The sequence below is a fragment of the Streptomyces sp. NPDC004266 genome (assembly GCF_042874095.1).
In the GTDB taxonomy this organism is placed as follows: domain Bacteria; phylum Actinomycetota; class Actinomycetes; order Streptomycetales; family Streptomycetaceae; genus Streptomyces.
The window spans coordinates 208555-225204 of the sequence record NZ_JBIAMM010000003.1; the positions used below are offsets into that span (position 1 = coordinate 208555).

14 protein-coding genes are annotated in these 16650 nt (G+C 73.3%); 8 read left to right on the plus strand and 6 right to left on the minus strand.

What is annotated here, in order from left to right; all coding sequences use genetic code 11:
* The first annotated feature begins 90 nt into the window (after window positions 1-90).
* From ACFYUZ_RS09005 to ACFYUZ_RS09025, 5 genes are all read left to right on the plus strand, one after another.
* Window positions 91-1290: a sensor histidine kinase gene (locus tag ACFYUZ_RS09005; protein ID WP_389307199.1), complete on the plus strand. Its 1200-nt coding sequence runs from the start codon at window positions 91-93 to the stop codon at window positions 1288-1290.
* A 171-nt stretch (window positions 1291-1461) separates the two neighbouring features.
* Window positions 1462-2748, plus strand: a complete 1287-nt coding sequence (locus ACFYUZ_RS09010; RefSeq protein WP_389307200.1) for a sensor histidine kinase — start codon at window positions 1462-1464, stop codon at window positions 2746-2748.
* 231 nt (window positions 2749-2979) lie between these two features.
* Window positions 2980-3651, plus strand: coding sequence for a LuxR C-terminal-related transcriptional regulator (locus tag ACFYUZ_RS09015; RefSeq protein ID WP_389307744.1), 672 nt, complete (start codon window positions 2980-2982; stop codon window positions 3649-3651).
* 289 nt (window positions 3652-3940) lie between these two features.
* Window positions 3941-5878 (plus strand): 2-oxoacid:acceptor oxidoreductase subunit alpha, encoded by a 1938-nt coding sequence (locus ACFYUZ_RS09020; protein ID WP_389307201.1) that lies wholly within the window; start codon window positions 3941-3943, stop codon window positions 5876-5878.
* Window positions 5871-6923, plus strand: coding sequence for a 2-oxoacid:ferredoxin oxidoreductase subunit beta (locus tag ACFYUZ_RS09025; protein WP_389307203.1), 1053 nt, complete (start codon window positions 5871-5873; stop codon window positions 6921-6923). The genes ACFYUZ_RS09020 and ACFYUZ_RS09025 overlap by 8 nt, the downstream gene beginning before the upstream one ends.
* Window positions 6924-6938: 15 nt before the next feature.
* On the opposite strand, the gene ACFYUZ_RS09030 is transcribed toward ACFYUZ_RS09025, so the two are convergent.
* The 4 genes from ACFYUZ_RS09030 to ACFYUZ_RS09045 form a co-directional block, all read right to left on the minus strand.
* Window positions 6939-9107 carry a bifunctional serine/threonine-protein kinase/ABC transporter substrate-binding protein gene (locus ACFYUZ_RS09030; RefSeq protein ID WP_389307204.1) on the minus strand — a complete coding sequence of 723 codons (2169 nt, stop codon included), beginning with the start codon at window positions 9105-9107 and terminating at the stop codon, window positions 6939-6941.
* A gap of 2 nt (window positions 9108-9109) precedes the next feature.
* Window positions 9110-11344 (minus strand): bifunctional serine/threonine-protein kinase/ABC transporter substrate-binding protein, encoded by a 2235-nt coding sequence (locus ACFYUZ_RS09035; RefSeq protein ID WP_389307746.1) that lies wholly within the window; start codon window positions 11342-11344, stop codon window positions 9110-9112.
* Between the two features lie 5 nt (window positions 11345-11349).
* Window positions 11350-12150: a hypothetical protein gene (locus ACFYUZ_RS09040; RefSeq protein ID WP_389307205.1), complete on the minus strand. Its 801-nt coding sequence runs from the start codon at window positions 12148-12150 to the stop codon at window positions 11350-11352.
* An 85-nt stretch (window positions 12151-12235) separates the two neighbouring features.
* Complete coding sequence (locus tag ACFYUZ_RS09045) at window positions 12236-12616, minus strand: winged helix-turn-helix transcriptional regulator (protein WP_389307206.1); 381 nt, start codon at window positions 12614-12616, stop codon at window positions 12236-12238.
* Window positions 12617-12728: 112 nt separating this feature from the next.
* Here ACFYUZ_RS09045 and ACFYUZ_RS09050 point away from each other — a divergent pair, with 112 nt between their 5' ends.
* Together ACFYUZ_RS09050 and rarD are read left to right on the plus strand one after the other, a co-directional pair.
* Window positions 12729-13595, plus strand: a complete 867-nt coding sequence (locus ACFYUZ_RS09050; protein WP_389307207.1) for an NmrA family NAD(P)-binding protein — start codon at window positions 12729-12731, stop codon at window positions 13593-13595.
* A gap of 155 nt (window positions 13596-13750) precedes the next feature.
* On the plus strand, window positions 13751-14746 hold the full coding sequence (gene rarD, locus ACFYUZ_RS09055; RefSeq protein ID WP_389307748.1) for an EamA family transporter RarD: 996 nt from the start codon (window positions 13751-13753) through the stop codon (window positions 14744-14746).
* Between the two features lie 78 nt (window positions 14747-14824).
* Here the strand turns inward: rarD and ACFYUZ_RS09060 are convergent, their stop codons facing one another.
* A complete protein-coding gene (locus ACFYUZ_RS09060) occupies window positions 14825-15094 on the minus strand; it encodes a DUF6401 family natural product biosynthesis protein (RefSeq protein ID WP_389307749.1) in 270 nt (89 codons plus the stop codon).
* Window positions 15095-15270: 176 nt separating this feature from the next.
* On the opposite strand from ACFYUZ_RS09060, the gene ACFYUZ_RS09065 reads away from it, so the two are divergent.
* Complete coding sequence (locus ACFYUZ_RS09065; protein ID WP_389307208.1) at window positions 15271-15888, plus strand: DUF4291 domain-containing protein; 618 nt, start codon at window positions 15271-15273, stop codon at window positions 15886-15888.
* Here the strand turns inward: ACFYUZ_RS09065 and ACFYUZ_RS09070 are convergent.
* Window positions 15885-16532 (minus strand): NADPH-dependent F420 reductase, encoded by a 648-nt coding sequence (locus ACFYUZ_RS09070; RefSeq protein ID WP_389307209.1) that lies wholly within the window; start codon window positions 16530-16532, stop codon window positions 15885-15887. The genes ACFYUZ_RS09065 and ACFYUZ_RS09070 overlap by 4 nt on opposite strands.
* Window positions 16533-16650: the final 118 nt, after the last annotated feature.

A 16650-nucleotide genomic window follows, 5' to 3' on the forward strand; every position in this document is an offset into this window, starting at 1 on the left:
CCGGCGGGGATGCCGGTGGGGATATCCCCCCTCGCGCTCACCCACCTCCCCCATGGCGTCGCGCCGTCCCCGACCGGCAGTCTGGGGACCATGAGCGCCGATCTTGATCCCGCCGGGACCACCGGGACCACCGGGTCCTCCGAAGCCGCCGAAGCCCCCCGTCCGCCCATGCGGCTCGCCTACGGGAAGGAGACCTGGAAGGAGATCGCCTTCCTCCTCTCCAACCTCTTCACGGCACTGACCGGTTTCGTCTACGCGGTCGTGACCGTCTCGGTCGGCGTGGGCCTCTCCGTCACCGTGATCGGGCTGCCGCTGCTCGCCCTCGGCCTCGGCGGCGCCCGCCTCATCGGCCGTTCGGAGCGGGCGCGGGCCCGCGCGCTGCTCGGGGTGGAGGTCGCCGAGCCCTCCCCGCCGCCGCGGCACCGGGGTTTCTTCGGCTGGCTGTGGGCCTCGCTGAAGGACCCGGTGGCCTGGCGGACGCAGCTGTACGGGCTGATCCGGCTGCCCTGGGGGATCCTGACGTTCACCGTCGCGCTCGTCTCGCTCTTCGTCCTCTGGCCCGTCCTGCCCTTCCTGGCCCGCGGTCTGGCCCACGGCGACCGGGGCATGGTCCGGGGGCTGCTCTCGCCCTCCGACGAGCTGGAGCGGCGGATCGCCGAGCTGGAGTCGGACCGGGGCGTCGTCGTCGACACCGCCGCGGCCGACCTGCGGCGCATCGAGCGCGACCTGCACGACGGCGCGCAGGCCCGGCTCGTGGCGCTCGCCATGGGGCTCGGCCTCGCCAAGGAGAAGCTGCTCGAGGACCCGGAGGCCGCCGCGGCGATGGTCGACGAGGCGCACGGCGAGGTGAAGCTCGCCCTCCAGGAGCTGCGGGACCTCGCCCGGGGCATCCACCCGGCGGTCCTCACCGACCGGGGACTGGGCGCCGCCCTCTCCTCCGTCTCCGCGCGCTGCACGGTGCCGGTGAAGGTGAGCGTGGACCTGGCCGAGCGGCCGGCCGAGGCGATCGAGGGCATCGCGTACTTCACCGTGTCCGAGCTCCTCCAGAACGTCTCCAAGCACGCGCGCGCCCGGTCCGCCTCCGTGGACGTCTGGCGGGCCGGGAACCGGCTGATGCTCCAGGTGCGCGACGACGGGGCCGGCGGGGCGCGCTTCGACGGCGGCACGGGTCTCGCCGGGCTCGCGGAGCGGCTCGGCGCGGTCGACGGGGTCCTGGTCCTCGACTCCCCCGAGGGCGGTCCGACGACGGTCACGGCGGAGCTGCCGTGGCGCTCCCGGCCGGGGGCCTGACGCGGAGGTGGGGAAAACCCCCGCCCGCAGACGCCCACCCGCCTCATGGTCCGGCGGGGCGCGGGACGGAACCCTGGAACACGTACCGCCCGCCCCTCCGGACAGGGCGTCCGGGAGAGCCTCCGAGCAGGGTCTCCGAGCAGAGCCTCCGAGCAGAGAAGGAACACCGCGATGGCCTTCCACCGACTCCCCGCCGCGATCCGCGCGCCGTTCGAGGCCCGCACCTGGCGCGCCTTCGGGTACGTGCTGATCGGCCTGCCGCTGAGCATCTGCTGGTTCGCGCTCTCCGTCGCCTTCGTCTCGGCCGGCGCCGGGCTGCTCATCACCTTCCTCGGCGTGCCGATCCTGGCCGGGGCGCTCGCGATGTGCCGGGGCTTCGGCGCGGTCGAGCGGGCCCGGGCGCGCGGGCTGCTCGGCCTCGACGTGGCGGCGCCGGAGCCGGTGCGCGGGCGGACCGGCGGGGCGTTCTCCTGGATGGGCGCCATGCTGAAGAGCGGCGCGTCGTGGCGGCACCTGCTGTACGCGGTCCTGCACATGCCGTGGGCGGTGTTCTCCTTCTCGGTCACGGTGGCGCTGTGGGGCTGGGGCTGGGGCCTCTTCACGTACCCGCTGTGGCAGTGGGTCCTCCCCCTGTGGGCGGGACAGGACGGGCTCCAGCTGTACGGCGACCGGAACCACGCCTTCTACCTCGACGCGCCCTTCGAACTGGCCGTGACCAGCCTGATCGGGCTCGTGTTCGTCCTCGTCGGACCGTGGGTGCTGCGCGGGCTCGTCTCCGTCGACCGGCTCCTCGTCTCCGGGCTCCTCGGCCCGTCCCGGCTGGCCTCCCGCGTCACCGAGCTGGAGTCGGACCGGGGCGCGGTCGTCGACACCGCCGCGGCCGACCTGCGGCGCATCGAGCGCGACCTGCACGACGGCGCGCAGGCCCGGCTCGCCGCGCTCGCCATGGACCTGGGGCTCGCCAAGGAGAAGCTGGCGCGGGACCCGCAGGCGGCGGCGGTACTCGTCGACGAGGCGCACGGCGAGGTGAAGCTCGCCCTCCAGGAGCTGCGGGACCTCGCCCGGGGCATCCACCCGGCGGTCCTCACCGACCGGGGGCTCGACGCGGCGCTGTCGGCGGTGGCCTCCCGGTGCGCGGTCCCCGTCTCCGTCGACGTGGACCTGCCGGACCGGCCGGCGCCGGCGATCGAGGGCATCGCGTACTTCACGGCCTCGGAGCTCCTCCGGAACGTCTCCCGCCACTCGGGCGCGCGGCGCGCATGGGTGGACGTGTGGCGCACGGAGAACCGGCTGATGCTCCAGGTGCGGGACGACGGGGCGGGGGGCGCGCACGTGGAGGCGAGCGGCGGTCTGGCGGACCTTTCGGGGCGGGTGGGGGCGGTGGACGGGGTGCTGGCGGTGGACTCGCCGGGGGGCGGGCCGACGACGGTGACGGTGGAACTGCCCTGGCGCGCGTAGCACCGGGCCGCGCCGAGCCCGCACCGGGCGGCGCCCCGCCCGAGCCCCCCGTTGCGGGCCCGCGCCCGGCGGGGCGGTGCCCCGGCCCACCGCCGTGTGGGCCGCGCCCGCCGGGGCCCGGAGGCGGTCGCTCGGGTGGGATCGGGTGCGTGGGGGGCGGGGTCAGGTGCCATGCTGAAGGTCTCATCGGATGACCGGAGCAGGGGGCTGCAGGGCGTGAGCGTGCGAGACGTGACGGGGCGGGTACGGGTGGTCATCGCCGAGGATTCCGTCCTGCTGAGGGAGGGCCTGACCCGGCTCCTGACGGACCTGGGGCACGAGGTCGTCGCCGGCGTCGGGGACGGCGAGGCGCTGGTGAAGACGGTGGCGGGGCTCGCGGACGAGGGCGCGCTGCCGGACGTGGTGGTGGCGGACGTGCGGATGCCGCCGACGCACACCGACGAGGGCGTGCGGGCGGCGGTGCGGCTGCGCAAGGAGCATCCGGGGCTCGGGGTCCTGGTCCTGTCGCAGTACGTGGAGGAGCAGTACGCCACCGAACTCCTGGCCGGTTCCAGCCGGGGCGTGGGGTACCTGCTGAAGGACCGGGTCGCGGAGGTCCGGGAGTTCGTGGACGCGGTCGTCCGGGTGGCGAGGGGCGGTACGGCGCTCGACCCCGAGGTCGTGCAGCAGCTGCTGGGCCGGAGCCGTCAGCAGGACGTGCTGGCGAACCTGACCCCGCGCGAGCGGGAGGTCCTGGGCCTGATGGCGGAGGGCCGGACGAACTCGGCGATCGCGAAGGCGCTGGTGGTGAGCGACGGCGCGGTGGAGAAGCACATCAGCAACATCTTCCTGAAGCTGGGCCTCTCCCCGAGTGACGGCGATCACCGCCGGGTACTCGCGGTGTTGACGTACCTGAAGTCCTGATCGTCTGACGCCTTGTCAGATAGCCTGGTCCCGGGCCCTAGGTCCAAAGGATGAGGCGGAATCCGACTTTCCGGAACCTCCGGGCAGCGACAGAACGTGACAATTCAAGACAAGAGGGTGTCTCAAAAAGAGGTCCATGATGCGAGAAGTCCCGGGAAGGGCCCCCTTACCGTCGTAGGGTGGGCCTCGGGACGGAAGGTGATCTCCGCACGGGGGTCGCCGGCCGCGCCCCGAGCCTTCTCCCCGCCTCCGGCGGAGAGTCCCCTTGCCGCGAGGGAGGTCCAGTTCAGTGACCAGCCAGGTCAGTAGCGAGGCCGGTGAGGCCCTGGTCGGGGAGCAGCGCAGCGCCCCGGCGACGCCCCACCACGGCACCGAGAAGGAAGTGCGCCGGCTCGACCGGGTGATCATCCGCTTCGCGGGCGACTCCGGTGACGGCATGCAGCTCACGGGTGACCGCTTCACCTCGGAGACGGCGTCCTTCGGGAACGACCTCTCCACGCTGCCGAACTTCCCGGCCGAGATCCGGGCGCCCGCCGGCACCCTGCCGGGCGTGTCGTCCTTCCAGCTGCACTTCGCCGACCACGACATCCTGACCCCGGGCGACGCCCCGAACGTGCTGGTCGCGATGAACCCCGCCGCCCTCAAGGCGAACATCGGGGACGTGCCGCGCGGTGGCGAGATCATCGTCAACACCGACGAGTTCGCGAAGCGGGCGATGGCCAAGGTCGGGTACGCGACCTCGCCCCTGGAGGACGGCTCGCTCGACGGCTACCGGGTGCACCCGGTGCCGCTGACGACGCTGACCCTGGAGGCGCTCAAGGAGTTCGGCCTGTCCCGGAAGGAGGCCGAGCGGAGCAAGAACATGTTCGCGCTCGGGCTGCTCTCCTGGATGTACCACCGTCCGACCGAGGGCACCGAGACCTTCCTGCGCCAGAAGTTCGCCAAGAAGCCGGAGATCGCCGAGGCCAACGTGGCCGCCTTCCGGGCCGGCTGGAACTTCGGCGAGACCACCGAGGACTTCGCCGTCTCGTACGAGGTCGCGCCCGCGACCCGCGCCTTCCCCACCGGCACGTACCGGAACATCTCGGGGAACCTGGCCCTCTCGTACGGCCTGATCGCCGCCGGCCGCCAGGCCGACCTGCCGCTCTACCTCGGCTCGTACCCGATCACCCCGGCCTCGGACATCCTGCACGAGCTGTCCAAGCACAAGAACTTCGGCGTGCGGACGTTCCAGGCGGAGGACGAGATCGCCGGCATCGGCGCCGCGCTGGGCGCCGCCTTCGGCGGCTCGCTCGCCGTGACGACGACCTCCGGCCCCGGCGTGGCGCTGAAGTCCGAGACCATCGGACTCGCCGTCTCCCTGGAGCTGCCGCTCCTCGTCGTCGACATCCAGCGCGGCGGCCCGTCCACCGGTCTGCCCACCAAGACCGAGCAGGCCGACCTCCTCCAGGCCATGTACGGCCGCAACGGCGAGGCGCCGGTGCCGGTCGTGGCCCCCAGGACGCCCGCCGACTGCTTCGACGCGGCCCTCGACGCCGCCCGCATCGCGCTCACGTACCGCACACCGGTCTTCCTGCTCTCCGACGGCTACCTGGCCAACGGCTCCGAGCCCTGGCGCATCCCCGAGGTCGACGAGCTCCCCGACCTGAAGACGCCCTTCGCCACCGGCCCGAACCACGCCCTCGCCGACGGCACCGAGGTCTTCTGGCCGTACAAGCGCGACCCCGAGACCCTCGCCCGCCCCTGGGCCGTGCCCGGCACCCCCGGCCTCGAACACCGCATCGGCGGCATCGAGAAGCAGGACGGCACCGGCAACATCTCGTACGACCCGGCGAACCACGAGTTCATGGTCCGCACCCGCCAGGCCAAGATCGACGGCATCGAGGTGCCGGACATCGAGGTCGACGACCCGGACGGCGCGAGCACCCTGGTCCTCGGCTGGGGCTCCACCTACGGGCCGATCACGGCGGCCGTCCGCCGCCTGCGGCGCACCGGCAGCCCGATCGCCCAGGCCCACCTGCGCCACCTCAACCCCTTCCCGAAGAACCTCGGCGAGGTGCTGAAGCGGTACGAGAAGGTCGTCGTCCCCGAGATGAACCTCGGCCAGCTCGCCACCCTCGTCCGGGCGAAGTACCTCGTCGACGCCCGCAGCCACACCCAGGTCAACGGCATGCCGTTCAAGGCCGAGCAGCTCGCCGCCGCCCTCAAGGAGGTCATCGATGCCTGAGCCCCTGCTGCAACTGGTGCCGAAGGCCGAGGCCGCGCAGTCCATGAAGGACTTCAAGTCGGACCAGGAGGTCCGCTGGTGTCCGGGCTGCGGCGACTACGCGGTCCTCGCCGCCGTGCAGGGCTTCATGCCCGAGCTCGGTCTGGCGAAGGAGAACATCGTCTTCGTCTCCGGCATCGGCTGCTCCTCCCGCTTCCCGTACTACATGAACACCTACGGGATGCACTCCATCCACGGCCGCGCCCCGGCCATCGCCACCGGTCTCGCCACCTCGCGCCGCGACCTGTCGGTGTGGGTGGTCACGGGCGACGGCGACGCGCTGTCCATCGGCGGCAACCACCTGATCCACGCCCTGCGTCGCAACGTCAACCTGAAGATCCTGCTCTTCAACAACCGGATCTACGGGCTCACCAAGGGCCAGTACAGCCCCACCTCCGAGGTCGGCAAGATCACCAAGTCGACCCCGATGGGCTCGCTCGACGCCCCCTTCAACCCGGTGTCGCTGGCCCTGGGCGCCGAGGCGAGCTTCGTGGCCCGCACGGTCGACTCCGACCGCAAGCACCTCACCGAGGTGCTCCGCCAGGCCTCCGAGCACAACGGCACGGCACTCGTCGAGATCTACCAGAACTGCAACATCTTCAACGACGGCGCCTTCGAGGTCCTCAAGGACAAGGACCAGGCCAAGGAGGCGGTGATCCGCCTGGAGCACGGGCAGCCGATCCGTTTCGGCGCCGAGAACGAGAAGGGCGTCGTCCGCGACCCGGCCACCGGCGACCTCCAGGTCGTCACGGTCACCCCGGAGAACGAGACCCGGATCCTCGTCCACGACGCCCACGCGGCCACCCCGACGACCGCGTTCGCGCTGTCGCGGCTGGCCGACCCGGACACCCTCCACCAGACCCCGATCGGCGTCTTCCGCTCGGTGGACCGCCCGGTGTACGACACGCTGATGGCGGAGCAGCTGGAGACGGCCGTCGAGCGGTACGGCAAGGGCGACCTGGGCCAGCTCCTCACGGGCAACGACACCTGGACGGTCGTCGGCTGACGCCCGGCCGCGCGGTCAGTCGCGCTTCGCCGCCTCGGTGTACGGGCCGAGGCAGCGGGGCCTTCCGGACGCGATCTGCCAGAGGGTCAGTCCTACGAGCTGGGACTCCGAGCGGTCGTTGGAGAGGGCGTTGTAGGACCTGGCCACGCCGCGGTACGCCTCGTCGTCCTTCGTGAACGCGTTCGCGACCGCCGCCGCCTGGTGCCCCGCGTTCCTCCGGATCGCGGTCCGGAGAGCCTGAGCCGTCCAGTTCAGGGCGTCGTACGACTCCACCGCGAACCGGTCGACCGGATCCGTCGTCGCGAGCTTCCAGCGCTTGCGGTACGCGGTCACGAACTCCTTCGCACCCGGGAGCGTGTCGGGATCGGTGTAGCCCGTCCCGAAGTACCAGCCCTCGGCGGCCGGCCCCGCCACGGCGGGGAACTCCGGCCCGAGCGCGGCCTCGACGCTTCCGCGCGGGCCCCTGTAGCCCTGCTGCCGCAGGGCCTTGGCGCACAGGGCGGCCCGGCGCGGCGACGTCCCCATGTAGAACACGCCCGTCGGCGAGGTGGCAAGTGCCGCCCGGACCGCCCCGGCGAAGTCCTCGGTGTCCGCCGCGACCCGGTGCACCGTGACCGTGCCTCCGGCGGGGGGCGAGTTCCGCGCGCTCTGGGCGGCGCTCCAGCTGTAGGTGCCGGCGGCCCGGTCCTCGATGACGGCGGTGCGGCCCAGATGGTGCTCGCTGAGGTAGCGACCGAAGGGCACGATCATCGCTTCGGCGCTGGGCCGCATCTCGAAGTACGTGCGCAGCTCGTCTGTCTGGCCCCGGATTTCCCCGACCGCGACCGACGGCACCAGGCCCAGCATGGGCACCCTCAGATCCACGAGCACGTCCGCCGCCGCCATGGCCGTCTCGGTGGTCGTGGGGCCGAGGACGGCGACCAGGGCCGGGTCCTTGAGGAGGGCGCGGGCGCCGGCGGTGGCCCGCTTCGGGTCGGCCCCGTCGTCCGTCACCTTGAGCACCAGATCGAAGGGCCGGTCCGCACGGGCGTTGAAGGTCTCCGCGGCGAGGCGCAGCCCGTGTTCCTGGGCGCGCCCGTCCGCCTTCGTCGGGCCGCTGAGGTCGGTGACGACGCCGAGCGTGTACGCCGTCCGTACGGTCCCGCCGCCCGTACCGTCTCCCGGGTCGCGGCCGAGCAGCCAGGCGGTGAGGCCAACCGTGCCCGCGACGGCCCCGGCCGCGCCGAAGGCGAGGAAGCGGCGCCGCGAAGTCCCCTGCGGTTCGTCCGGGTTGAGCATGGTCGGGTCGGCGACCGGCAGGTCGAGGACCCGCGACGAGCGCTGGGCGATCAGCGCGGGCAGGCCGCTCGGCAGCCAGTCGCCCGCCGCCGGGCCCTCGTACGGGCCGAGGGCGTCCCGCACCTCGGCGGTGCTCGGCCGGTCGGCGGGGTCCTTGGCGAGGCAGGCCTCGACCAGCGGCAGCAGCGGCTCGGGCAGGCCGTCGAGGTCGGGCTCCTCGTGGACGGTGCGGTAGACGACCGCGGCCACCCCGCCCGTACCGAAGGGTCGTTCGCCGGTCAGCGCGTACGCGAGGACGCAGCCGAGCGAGAAGACGTCGGCGGCCGGGCCGACCTCGCCCGCGCCCGCGACCCGGGCCTGTTCGGGGGCGAGGAAGCCGGGGGTGCCGATCATCGCGTCGGTCGCGGTGAGCGCGGTGGCGCCGTTGACCCGGGCGATGCCGAAGTCGATGAGCCGGGGCCCGTCGAGGGCGAGGAGGACGTTGCCGGGCTTGACGTCCCGGTGGACGAGTCCGGCCGCGTGCATGCCGTCGAGGGCGTCCGCGAGTCGCGCGCCGAGGGCCCGCACGGTCGGCTCGGACAGGGCGCCGTGCAGGGCGACGGCCTCGGCGAGCGAGGGCCCGGGCACGTACTCGGTGGCGAGCCAGGGCTCTCGGGCCTCCGGGTCGGCGCCGAGCACGCGGACGACCCAGCGGCCGGTGATCCTCTCGGCGGCGGTCGCCTCGCGGCGGAAGCGGGCCCGGAAGCCGGGGTCGGCGGCGTGCTCGGCGCGGATGAGCTTGAGCGCGGCGAGCGCGCCGCCGGCGGACCGGGCGAGGTAGACCACGCCCATGCCGCCGGTGCCGAGCCGTCCGAGGAGGCGGTAGCCGGCGATGGAGGAGGGGTCGGCCTTCTTCAGCGGCTGCACGCTCAGGCCTTCTTGGGTCTGTTGGGCTCTGCGGGGGCGGGGCCGAAGTACTTGTAGGCCCCCTTCTGCACGCCGTAGAGGAAGGTGCCGATGCCGCTGAGCTCGCCGTTCTCACGGAACTGGTAACCACCCATGGCTCCGGTGTACTTCTGCTTGCGCAGGGCCTCCCACAGGCCCTTGCGGGTGAGCGGGCCCTTGGCGGCGCTCGTGGCGAGCCAGGACGCCACCATGCCGACCACGTCGAAGGACTCGCCGGTGTAGAAGGCCGGGGCGGTGCCGTAGCGCTTGCGGTGGGCGTCGAGGAAGTCCTGGGCGAGCTTGCGGTCGGCGGGCTTCTGTTTCGGGTCGGCGGCCCGCTGGACGGGGTCCATGACGGGCGCGCAGACGAACCAGCCCTCGGCGTCGCTCCCGGCCTCCTTCAGGAACTCCGAGCCGAAGACGTGCTGACCGGCGAACCGGGGGCCGGTGAAGCCGAGTTGCCTCAGGGCGCGGGCGGCGAGCACGGCGGTGGAGCGGACGCCGTTGTGGACGTAGGCGTCGATGCCGGCGTCGATCATCTCCCCGATGATCGAACGGTAGTCGACGGCCCGGCCCGGGACGACCCGGAAGTGCGGCGTGATGCCGGCCTGGTCGAAGCCGTAGCCGACGCCGCTGGTGTACTGCCAGCTGTACGGGTCGTCGGTGCGCTCCTGGAGGACTCCGGGGCGGCGGGTCTGCGGCAGGAGCGTGGCGGACCAGGCGAGGTAGACGCCCGCGATGAAGTGCTGCGGGATGGCGCGGAGGACCGTCGTGTTCGGCACGCCGCCGGCGTCGCCGCGCAGGGTGAAGAGGTGGTAGCCGGCCGAGGTGGTGAGGAGCGGCACGTCGGCCTCCTCGAAGGCGGGGAGCGCGGCGACGCCGGTGTAGTCGGAGGTGGGACCGAGGACGGCGAGCACGGAGGGGTCGGTGGTGAGCCGCCGCGCGGCGGCGAGGGCGCCGGCGCTCTGCCCTCGGTCGTCGGAGACCTTGAGTTCGAGGGTGAAGGGCTTGCCCTTGTGCACGGCGTTGAACCGCTCGACGGCGAGCCGGGCGCCGCGCTCCTGGGCCCGGCCGATCTCCCGGGCGGGCCCGGAGAGGTCGGCGAGGACGCCGATGCTCCAGATGTTCCGGGGCTTGGGCGCGGAGTGCTTCCCGTCGGCGCCGGTGTCGTCGTCCCGGTCGAACAGGGCGAAGGCGCCGCCGCCCGCCGCGAGGACGGCGGCACCGGTGCCGAGCAGCAGGAAGCCGCGCCTGCTGGGCTTCGCGGGGGCGTCGGGGTCCGTGCCCGGCGCGGTGGGGTCGATGTCGGGGAGCGCCAGCATGGCCGCCGAGCGTTCGGCGATGGTGGTGACGACGGGCGCGGGCAGCCAGTCGGCGGCGGTGCCGGGGGTGTCCTCGGTGAGCCGGTCGGCGATCTCCTCGGCGGTGGGCCGGTCGGCGGGGTGCTTGGCGAGGCAGGCCGCCAGGAGCGGGAGCAGGCCTTCCGGTACGCCGACGAGATCCGGCTCGTCGTGGACGGTCCGGTACATCAGGGCGTCCACGGCGCCGGCGCCGAAGGGCGGGCGGCCGGTCGTCGCGTACGCGAGGAGGCAGCCGAGGGCGAAGACGTCGGCGGGCGGCCCGATGGCGTCGGTGCGGGCCTCGGCCTGCTCGGGGGCGAGGAAGCCGGGGGTGCCGACGACCATGTCGGTCGCGGTGAGCGCGGTCTCCCCGGTGGTGCGGGCGATACCGAAGTCGATGAGACGGGGGCCGTCCACGGCGAGGAGGACGTTCCCGGGCTTCACGTCCCGGTGCACGAGTCCGGCCGCGTGGACGGCGGCGAGCGCGCGGGCGACGGCGCGGCCGAGGATCCGTACGCTCCGCTCGGGCAGGGGCCCGTGGGCGCGGACGGCCTCGCCGACGGACGGGCCGGGCACGAAGGCGGTCGCCATCCACGGTTCGGGGGCGTCGGGGTCGGCGCCCGTCACGGGCACGGCCCAGGGGCTGACGACCCGGCGCGCGGCCTCGACCTCGCGGCGGAAGCGGGCCCGGAAGTCGGGCTGGTCGGCCTGGTCGGCGTGAGTGACCTTGACGGCGGCGAGCTCGCCGGTGTCGGTGCGGCCGAGGTAGACGACGCCCATGCCGCCGGCGCCGAGGCGGCCGAGGAGCCGGTAGCCGGCGATCGTGGACGGGTCGGCGGGGAGCAGCGGCTGGAGCGCGCCGGGCGCGGGGTCGGCCATCGGACTCACGGCTTGGCTCCCAACTGCGTCTTGGCGCGTGCCTGCATGAGGCCGGTGACCCGGATCTGGGCGGTGTTGCCCTCCGCGGGGGTGCGGCCGGGGGCTCCCTTGACGACGGCGGCGATGCTGACCTGCCCGATGCGCAGCTGGTACCAGCTGTAGTACTGCGGTCCCTTGAAGGCGTCGGCGAGGTACGAGCCCTGCTCCATGAGGGTGTCCAGGTTCTCGCTGGCGCCGTAGGGGACGGCGAGCGACTTGAGGCCGGTGATGCGTTCGCCCTGACGCAACTCCTGTTCCGGGCAGCGCAGCGCTTCCTCCAGGGTCGAGGCCATCTCCCAGTCGGCGTCGGTGTCGGTGCGGTGGACGGTGACGGTGGTGGCGACCCGGAGGGGTCCCTTGCCGCCGGCGGCCGGGATCTCGCTGTAGGTGGTGACGCTGTAGAGGACGGACCGGGGCGCGGTCCCGGCCTCCCACGCGCAGTTCGTGTCGAGGACCGGCCAGTAGCCGGGAGCGCTGAGGTACGGGCTGCGCTTGACGAAGTCGGGTCCCCAGTCGTCGGGCTCCCCCACGATCGCGAGGGCGATCCGCTTCGCGTCGGCCGCGTCGCGCGGCGCCTTCTCCGGGTCGAGGGTGAAGCCCTGTGCGGTCGGGGACGTGGTCGGCGTCCCGGGCGCGCTGGTGCCCGGTTTCGCTCGGGACGGTTTCGCCTCGTCCCCGCCGCCTCCCGACGAGCACCCCGCCAGGAGCAACCCGCCCGCCGCCGCCACAACAGTGGCGCGCAGAACTCTTCCGTGCCCGTCCCTCACGATTCCCCCACGGTCGCTCACACGATCCCCCGGTCGGTGAACGAGATCGTACGGGTCCGCGGATCAACTCGCCCGGGCTACAACCTCATTGGGACGCTTCGCGCACCGTGTCGTAACGCACACGCGCCTCTTCGACGGCCTGGACCCGGCGCTCGGTCCAGCGGGCGAGCTCCCAGACCTGGCGGGCGGCCTCCTCGCCGAGGGCGGTGAGGCTGTAGTCGACGCGGGGCGGGATGACGGGCTTGGCGTCGCGATGGACGAAGCCGTCGCGCTCCAGCGTCTGGAGGGTCTGGGCCAGCATCTTCTCGCTGACGCCGCCGATCGCGCGGCGCAGCTCGCTGAAGCGGTACGAGCGCTCCAGGAGGGCCGCGAGGACGAGGACGCCCCAGCGGCTGGTGACGTGCTCCAGGACGAGGCGCGAGGGGCACATCGGCTCGTTCACGTTCGGCGGCTTACTTACTCCCATGCCAGTACCTTACTTCAAAGTGGGTACTTTCGAATAGATAGCGCCCACCGTACGGTGAGTGCATCACGGTGAGTGCACCGCCCACCGCACCCCACGGGAAGAAGGAAGCCCCATGAGCATCGTCGTCACCGGAGCCACCGGACAGCTCGGCCGTCTCGTCGTCGACGCCCTCCTCGCCGCGGTCCCCGCCGAGTCCGTCGCCGCCGTCGTCCGCGACAAGCAGAAGGCCGCCGACCTCGCGGAGCGCGGCGTCGAACTGCGGATCGCCGACTACAGCCGGCCGGAGACCCTGGCGGAGGCCTTCGCGGCCGGCGACCGGGTGCTCCTGATCTCGGGCAGCGAGGTCGGGCAGCGCGTCGCGCAGCACGCCGCCGTGATCGACGCGGCCAAGGCGGCGGGCGTCGCCCAGCTCGCGTACACCGGCGTCCTCGGCGGCCCGGAGGCCGACTTCACGCTCGCCGACGAGCACAAGGCGACGGAGGAGCTGATCCTCGCCTCCGGCCTGCCGTACACCTTCCTCCGCAACGGCTGGTACTCGGAGAACTACACGGCCAACCTCGCCCCCGTCCTGGCCCACGGCGCCGTCGTCGCCAGCGCCGGCGAGGGCCGGGTCGCCTCCGCCTCCCGCGCCGACTACGCCGCCGCCGCGGCCGCCGTCCTGACCGGCCCGGCCGAGGAGCACCTGAACAGGACGTACGAGCTGAGCGGCGACACCGCCTGGTCCTTCGCCGAGTACGCGGCCGAGGTCGCCGCCCAGTCCGGCCGGGAGATCACGTACAGCGACGTCCCCGCCGCGACCCACCTGGAGATCCTCACCGGCGCCGGGGTCCCGCGCCCCTTCGCCGAGATCCTGGTCGACGTCGACCGGGCCGTCGCGGGCGGCGCGCTCGCCCTGCGGACCGGCGACCTGGCCCGGCTGACGGGCCGCCCGACCACCCCCATCGCCGCCTCGATCAAGGAGGCGCTCGCCACCTCGTGAAGCTGTCATGACCGTATAGCGGTACGGGCATGACAACCCGCCCCGTGCGGCGCTACCTTCGACGGGACAGCGCGGCACAGGGCGGGAGGTCCAGGGTGAAGACCGAGAAGAACGAGGGACGAGCAGGGCTGCTCTACGGGATCGGCGCCTACGGCATGTGGGGACTGGTCCCGCTCTTCTGGCCCCTCCTCAAGCCCGCCGGGGCCGTCGAGATCCTCGCCCACCGCATGGTGTGGTCCCTGCTCTTCGTCGGGATCGCCCTGCTCGCGCTGCGCCGCTGGGGCTGGATACCCGAGCTCGCGCGCAGCCCGCGCAAGCTCGGCCTGATCACCCTGGCCGCCACCGTCATCACCGTGAACTGGGGCCTCTACATCTGGTCCGTCAACACGGGCCACGTCGTCGAGGCCTCCCTCGGCTACTTCATCAACCCGCTCGTCACCATCGCCCTCGGCGTCCTCGTCCTCAAGGAGCGGCTGCGCCCCGCCCAGTGGGCGGCGGTCGGCGTCGGCTTCTCGGCCGTGCTCGTCCTGGCCGTCGGCTACGGGCGGCCGCCGTGGATCTCGCTCACCCTCGCCTTCTCCTTCGCCCTCTACGGCCTGGTGAAGAAGAAGGTCAACCTCGGCGGCCTGGAATCGCTCGCCGCCGAGACCGCCGTCCAGTTCCTGCCCGCCCTCGGCTACCTCGTCTGGCTGGGCACCCGGGGCACCCTGGCCTTCGGCTCCCACGGCGCCGGCCACACGGCACTGCTCGCCGCCACCGGTCTCGTCACGGCGGTCCCCCTGGTCTGCTTCGGGGCTGCGGCGATCCGCGTGCCGCTGTCCACGCTCGGACTGCTCCAGTACCTCGCGCCGACCTTCCAGTTCCTGCTCGGGGTCGTCTACTTCCACGAGGAGATGCCGCCGGAGCGCTGGGCGGGCTTCTCCCTCGTCTGGCTGGCGCTGACGATCCTCACCTGGGACGCGCTCCGGACGGCCCGGAAGAGCCGCGCCGCGGTCGAGGCGGCGGTGTCCGCCGCCCTCACGGAGACCGCCCGTGCAGAGGCAGCCCCCGCGGAGACCGCCCTCACGGAGACCGCCCCCGCGACCGGGCACACCGGCGGGGAGGCCGGGGCCGCGCCGGTTTCCGCCCCCTCCGCCCAGCCAGGACGCTGACGGGGGGCGGCACGGGCGCGGGGCCGGGTCGGGTCGGGTCGGGTCGGGTCGGGAGGCCGGGCCCCGACGGCACGGGGCTCACACGCCCAGCAGGTCGTGCTCCCGGATCAGCCAGCAGACCGCCGTCAGGCGGAGGGTCGCGAAGTCGTGGCCGACGGGCTCGGTCCAGTCGACCTCGGAGAGCCAGTCGGTGAACCCGAGGACGTAGTCGGCCAGCTCCTCCCGGCGGACGGTCCGGCCCTCAGGGCCCCGCCGGGGCGGGAACAGCGCGTCGCACACGGCCGCCGCGTGCTGGTCGACGGCGGCCACGAGCCCCGGCTCGAAGGAGAACTCCGAGAGTCGGGGCATGTACGTGGCGGCGACGTCGATCAACGGGCTGCCGGGCGAATCGTTCACCTCTCCACATTAGGTGCGTACCGGAGGGTTCAGGCGGTGACGTTCGTCGCAGGTTGCGGCCTCCGCGCCCCGGGGACGGGCGGAAATCCGGTGGCCCCGCCCGGTGGTGGCCCCGCACCCTGGGGCGCATGGAAGAACCGAAGTACCGGATCCGCGCGCTCCACACCGAGCGCACGATCACCGTCTACCAGGCGTACCGGCCCGCGCTCGGGCTGCCGGCCGCCCGTGACGGGCGCTTCCCGGAGGCCTGGAAGCGGGACCGGATGACGTGGATCAAGCCGTCGTTCCTGTGGATGATGTACCGCTCCGGCTGGGGGGAGAAGGAGGGCCAGGAGACCGTCCTCGCCGTGGAGATCACCCGCGAGGGCTTCGAGTGGGCCCTGCGGAACGCCTGCCTCTCCCACTACGAGCGCCGCTTCCACGCCGACCAGAAGTCCTGGAAGCGGCAGCTGAGGGAGACGCCGGCCCGGGTCCAGTGGGACCCCGAGCGGGACCTGCGCCTGAGGCCCCTCCCGCACCGCTCGCTCCAGCTCGGCCTGTCGGGCGAGGCGACCCGCCGGTACGCGGACGAGTGGACGGTCTCCGTCACCGACGTGACCGCGCTCGCCCACGAGGTCCACGCCCTGGTCCGGGCCGGCGACCTGGAGGCCGCCGGCCGGCTGCTCCCCCGGGAGGAGCCCTACCCGGAGCCGGAGGGCCTCCTGGACCACCTGAGGGCTCCGGCCCCCGCCCGGGGCCGGTCCTAGGCCCCGGCGACGCCGAAGTTGAAGTCGCCCGTCCCGAGCATCCCGTAGAGCCGCAGCCACAGCGGCAGGAGCTGCTCGGTGGCGCGGGCGCTCGACAGTTCGCCGAGGTCGATGATCCGGTCGGCGGCCCAGCCGAAGGAGGCGAGCAGCTCCGCGACCACGGCCTTCGCGTCCGCGTCGTCGCCGCTGAGGAAGACGTTGTGGTGTCCCGGGACCCGGCCGGGCTCGACCATGACGGTGTTGGTCATGGTGTTGAGCGTCTTGACGACGCGCGTCTCGGGGAAGGCGTCCTGGAGCTGCTCGGCGACGCTCCTGCCGTCGGGCAGGCCGACCTTGGGCGGGAAGCCCTCCGAGAAGTCGAGGGCGTTGGACACGTCGATCAGGACCTTGCCGCGCAGGTTCTCGGCGCCCGCGGCCTGCAGGACGGCGAGGGAGACCAGGCCGCCGGTCGCGTTGACGACCAGCTCGGCGGGGCCGGCGGCGTCGGCGAAGGTGCCGTGCGTCCCGCCGTGCTCCCCCGCCCACTTGGCGGCGTCGGCGTTGTCCGCCGTACGGGATCCCATGGCCACCTCGTGCCCCAGCGAGACCAGCTTGGTGGCGAGCCGGCGCCCGACCTCGCCCGTGCCCAGTACGGCGATCTTCATCTGCGTGCGCTCCTTCGGGACGACGAGTCGGGGAGCCCGACCCTAGTGCCTCGAAGACGCCCGCGGCCGGATCTGCCGCACCGGGAACCCCGGCCGTCCCGCCATGATCCGCCGTGAC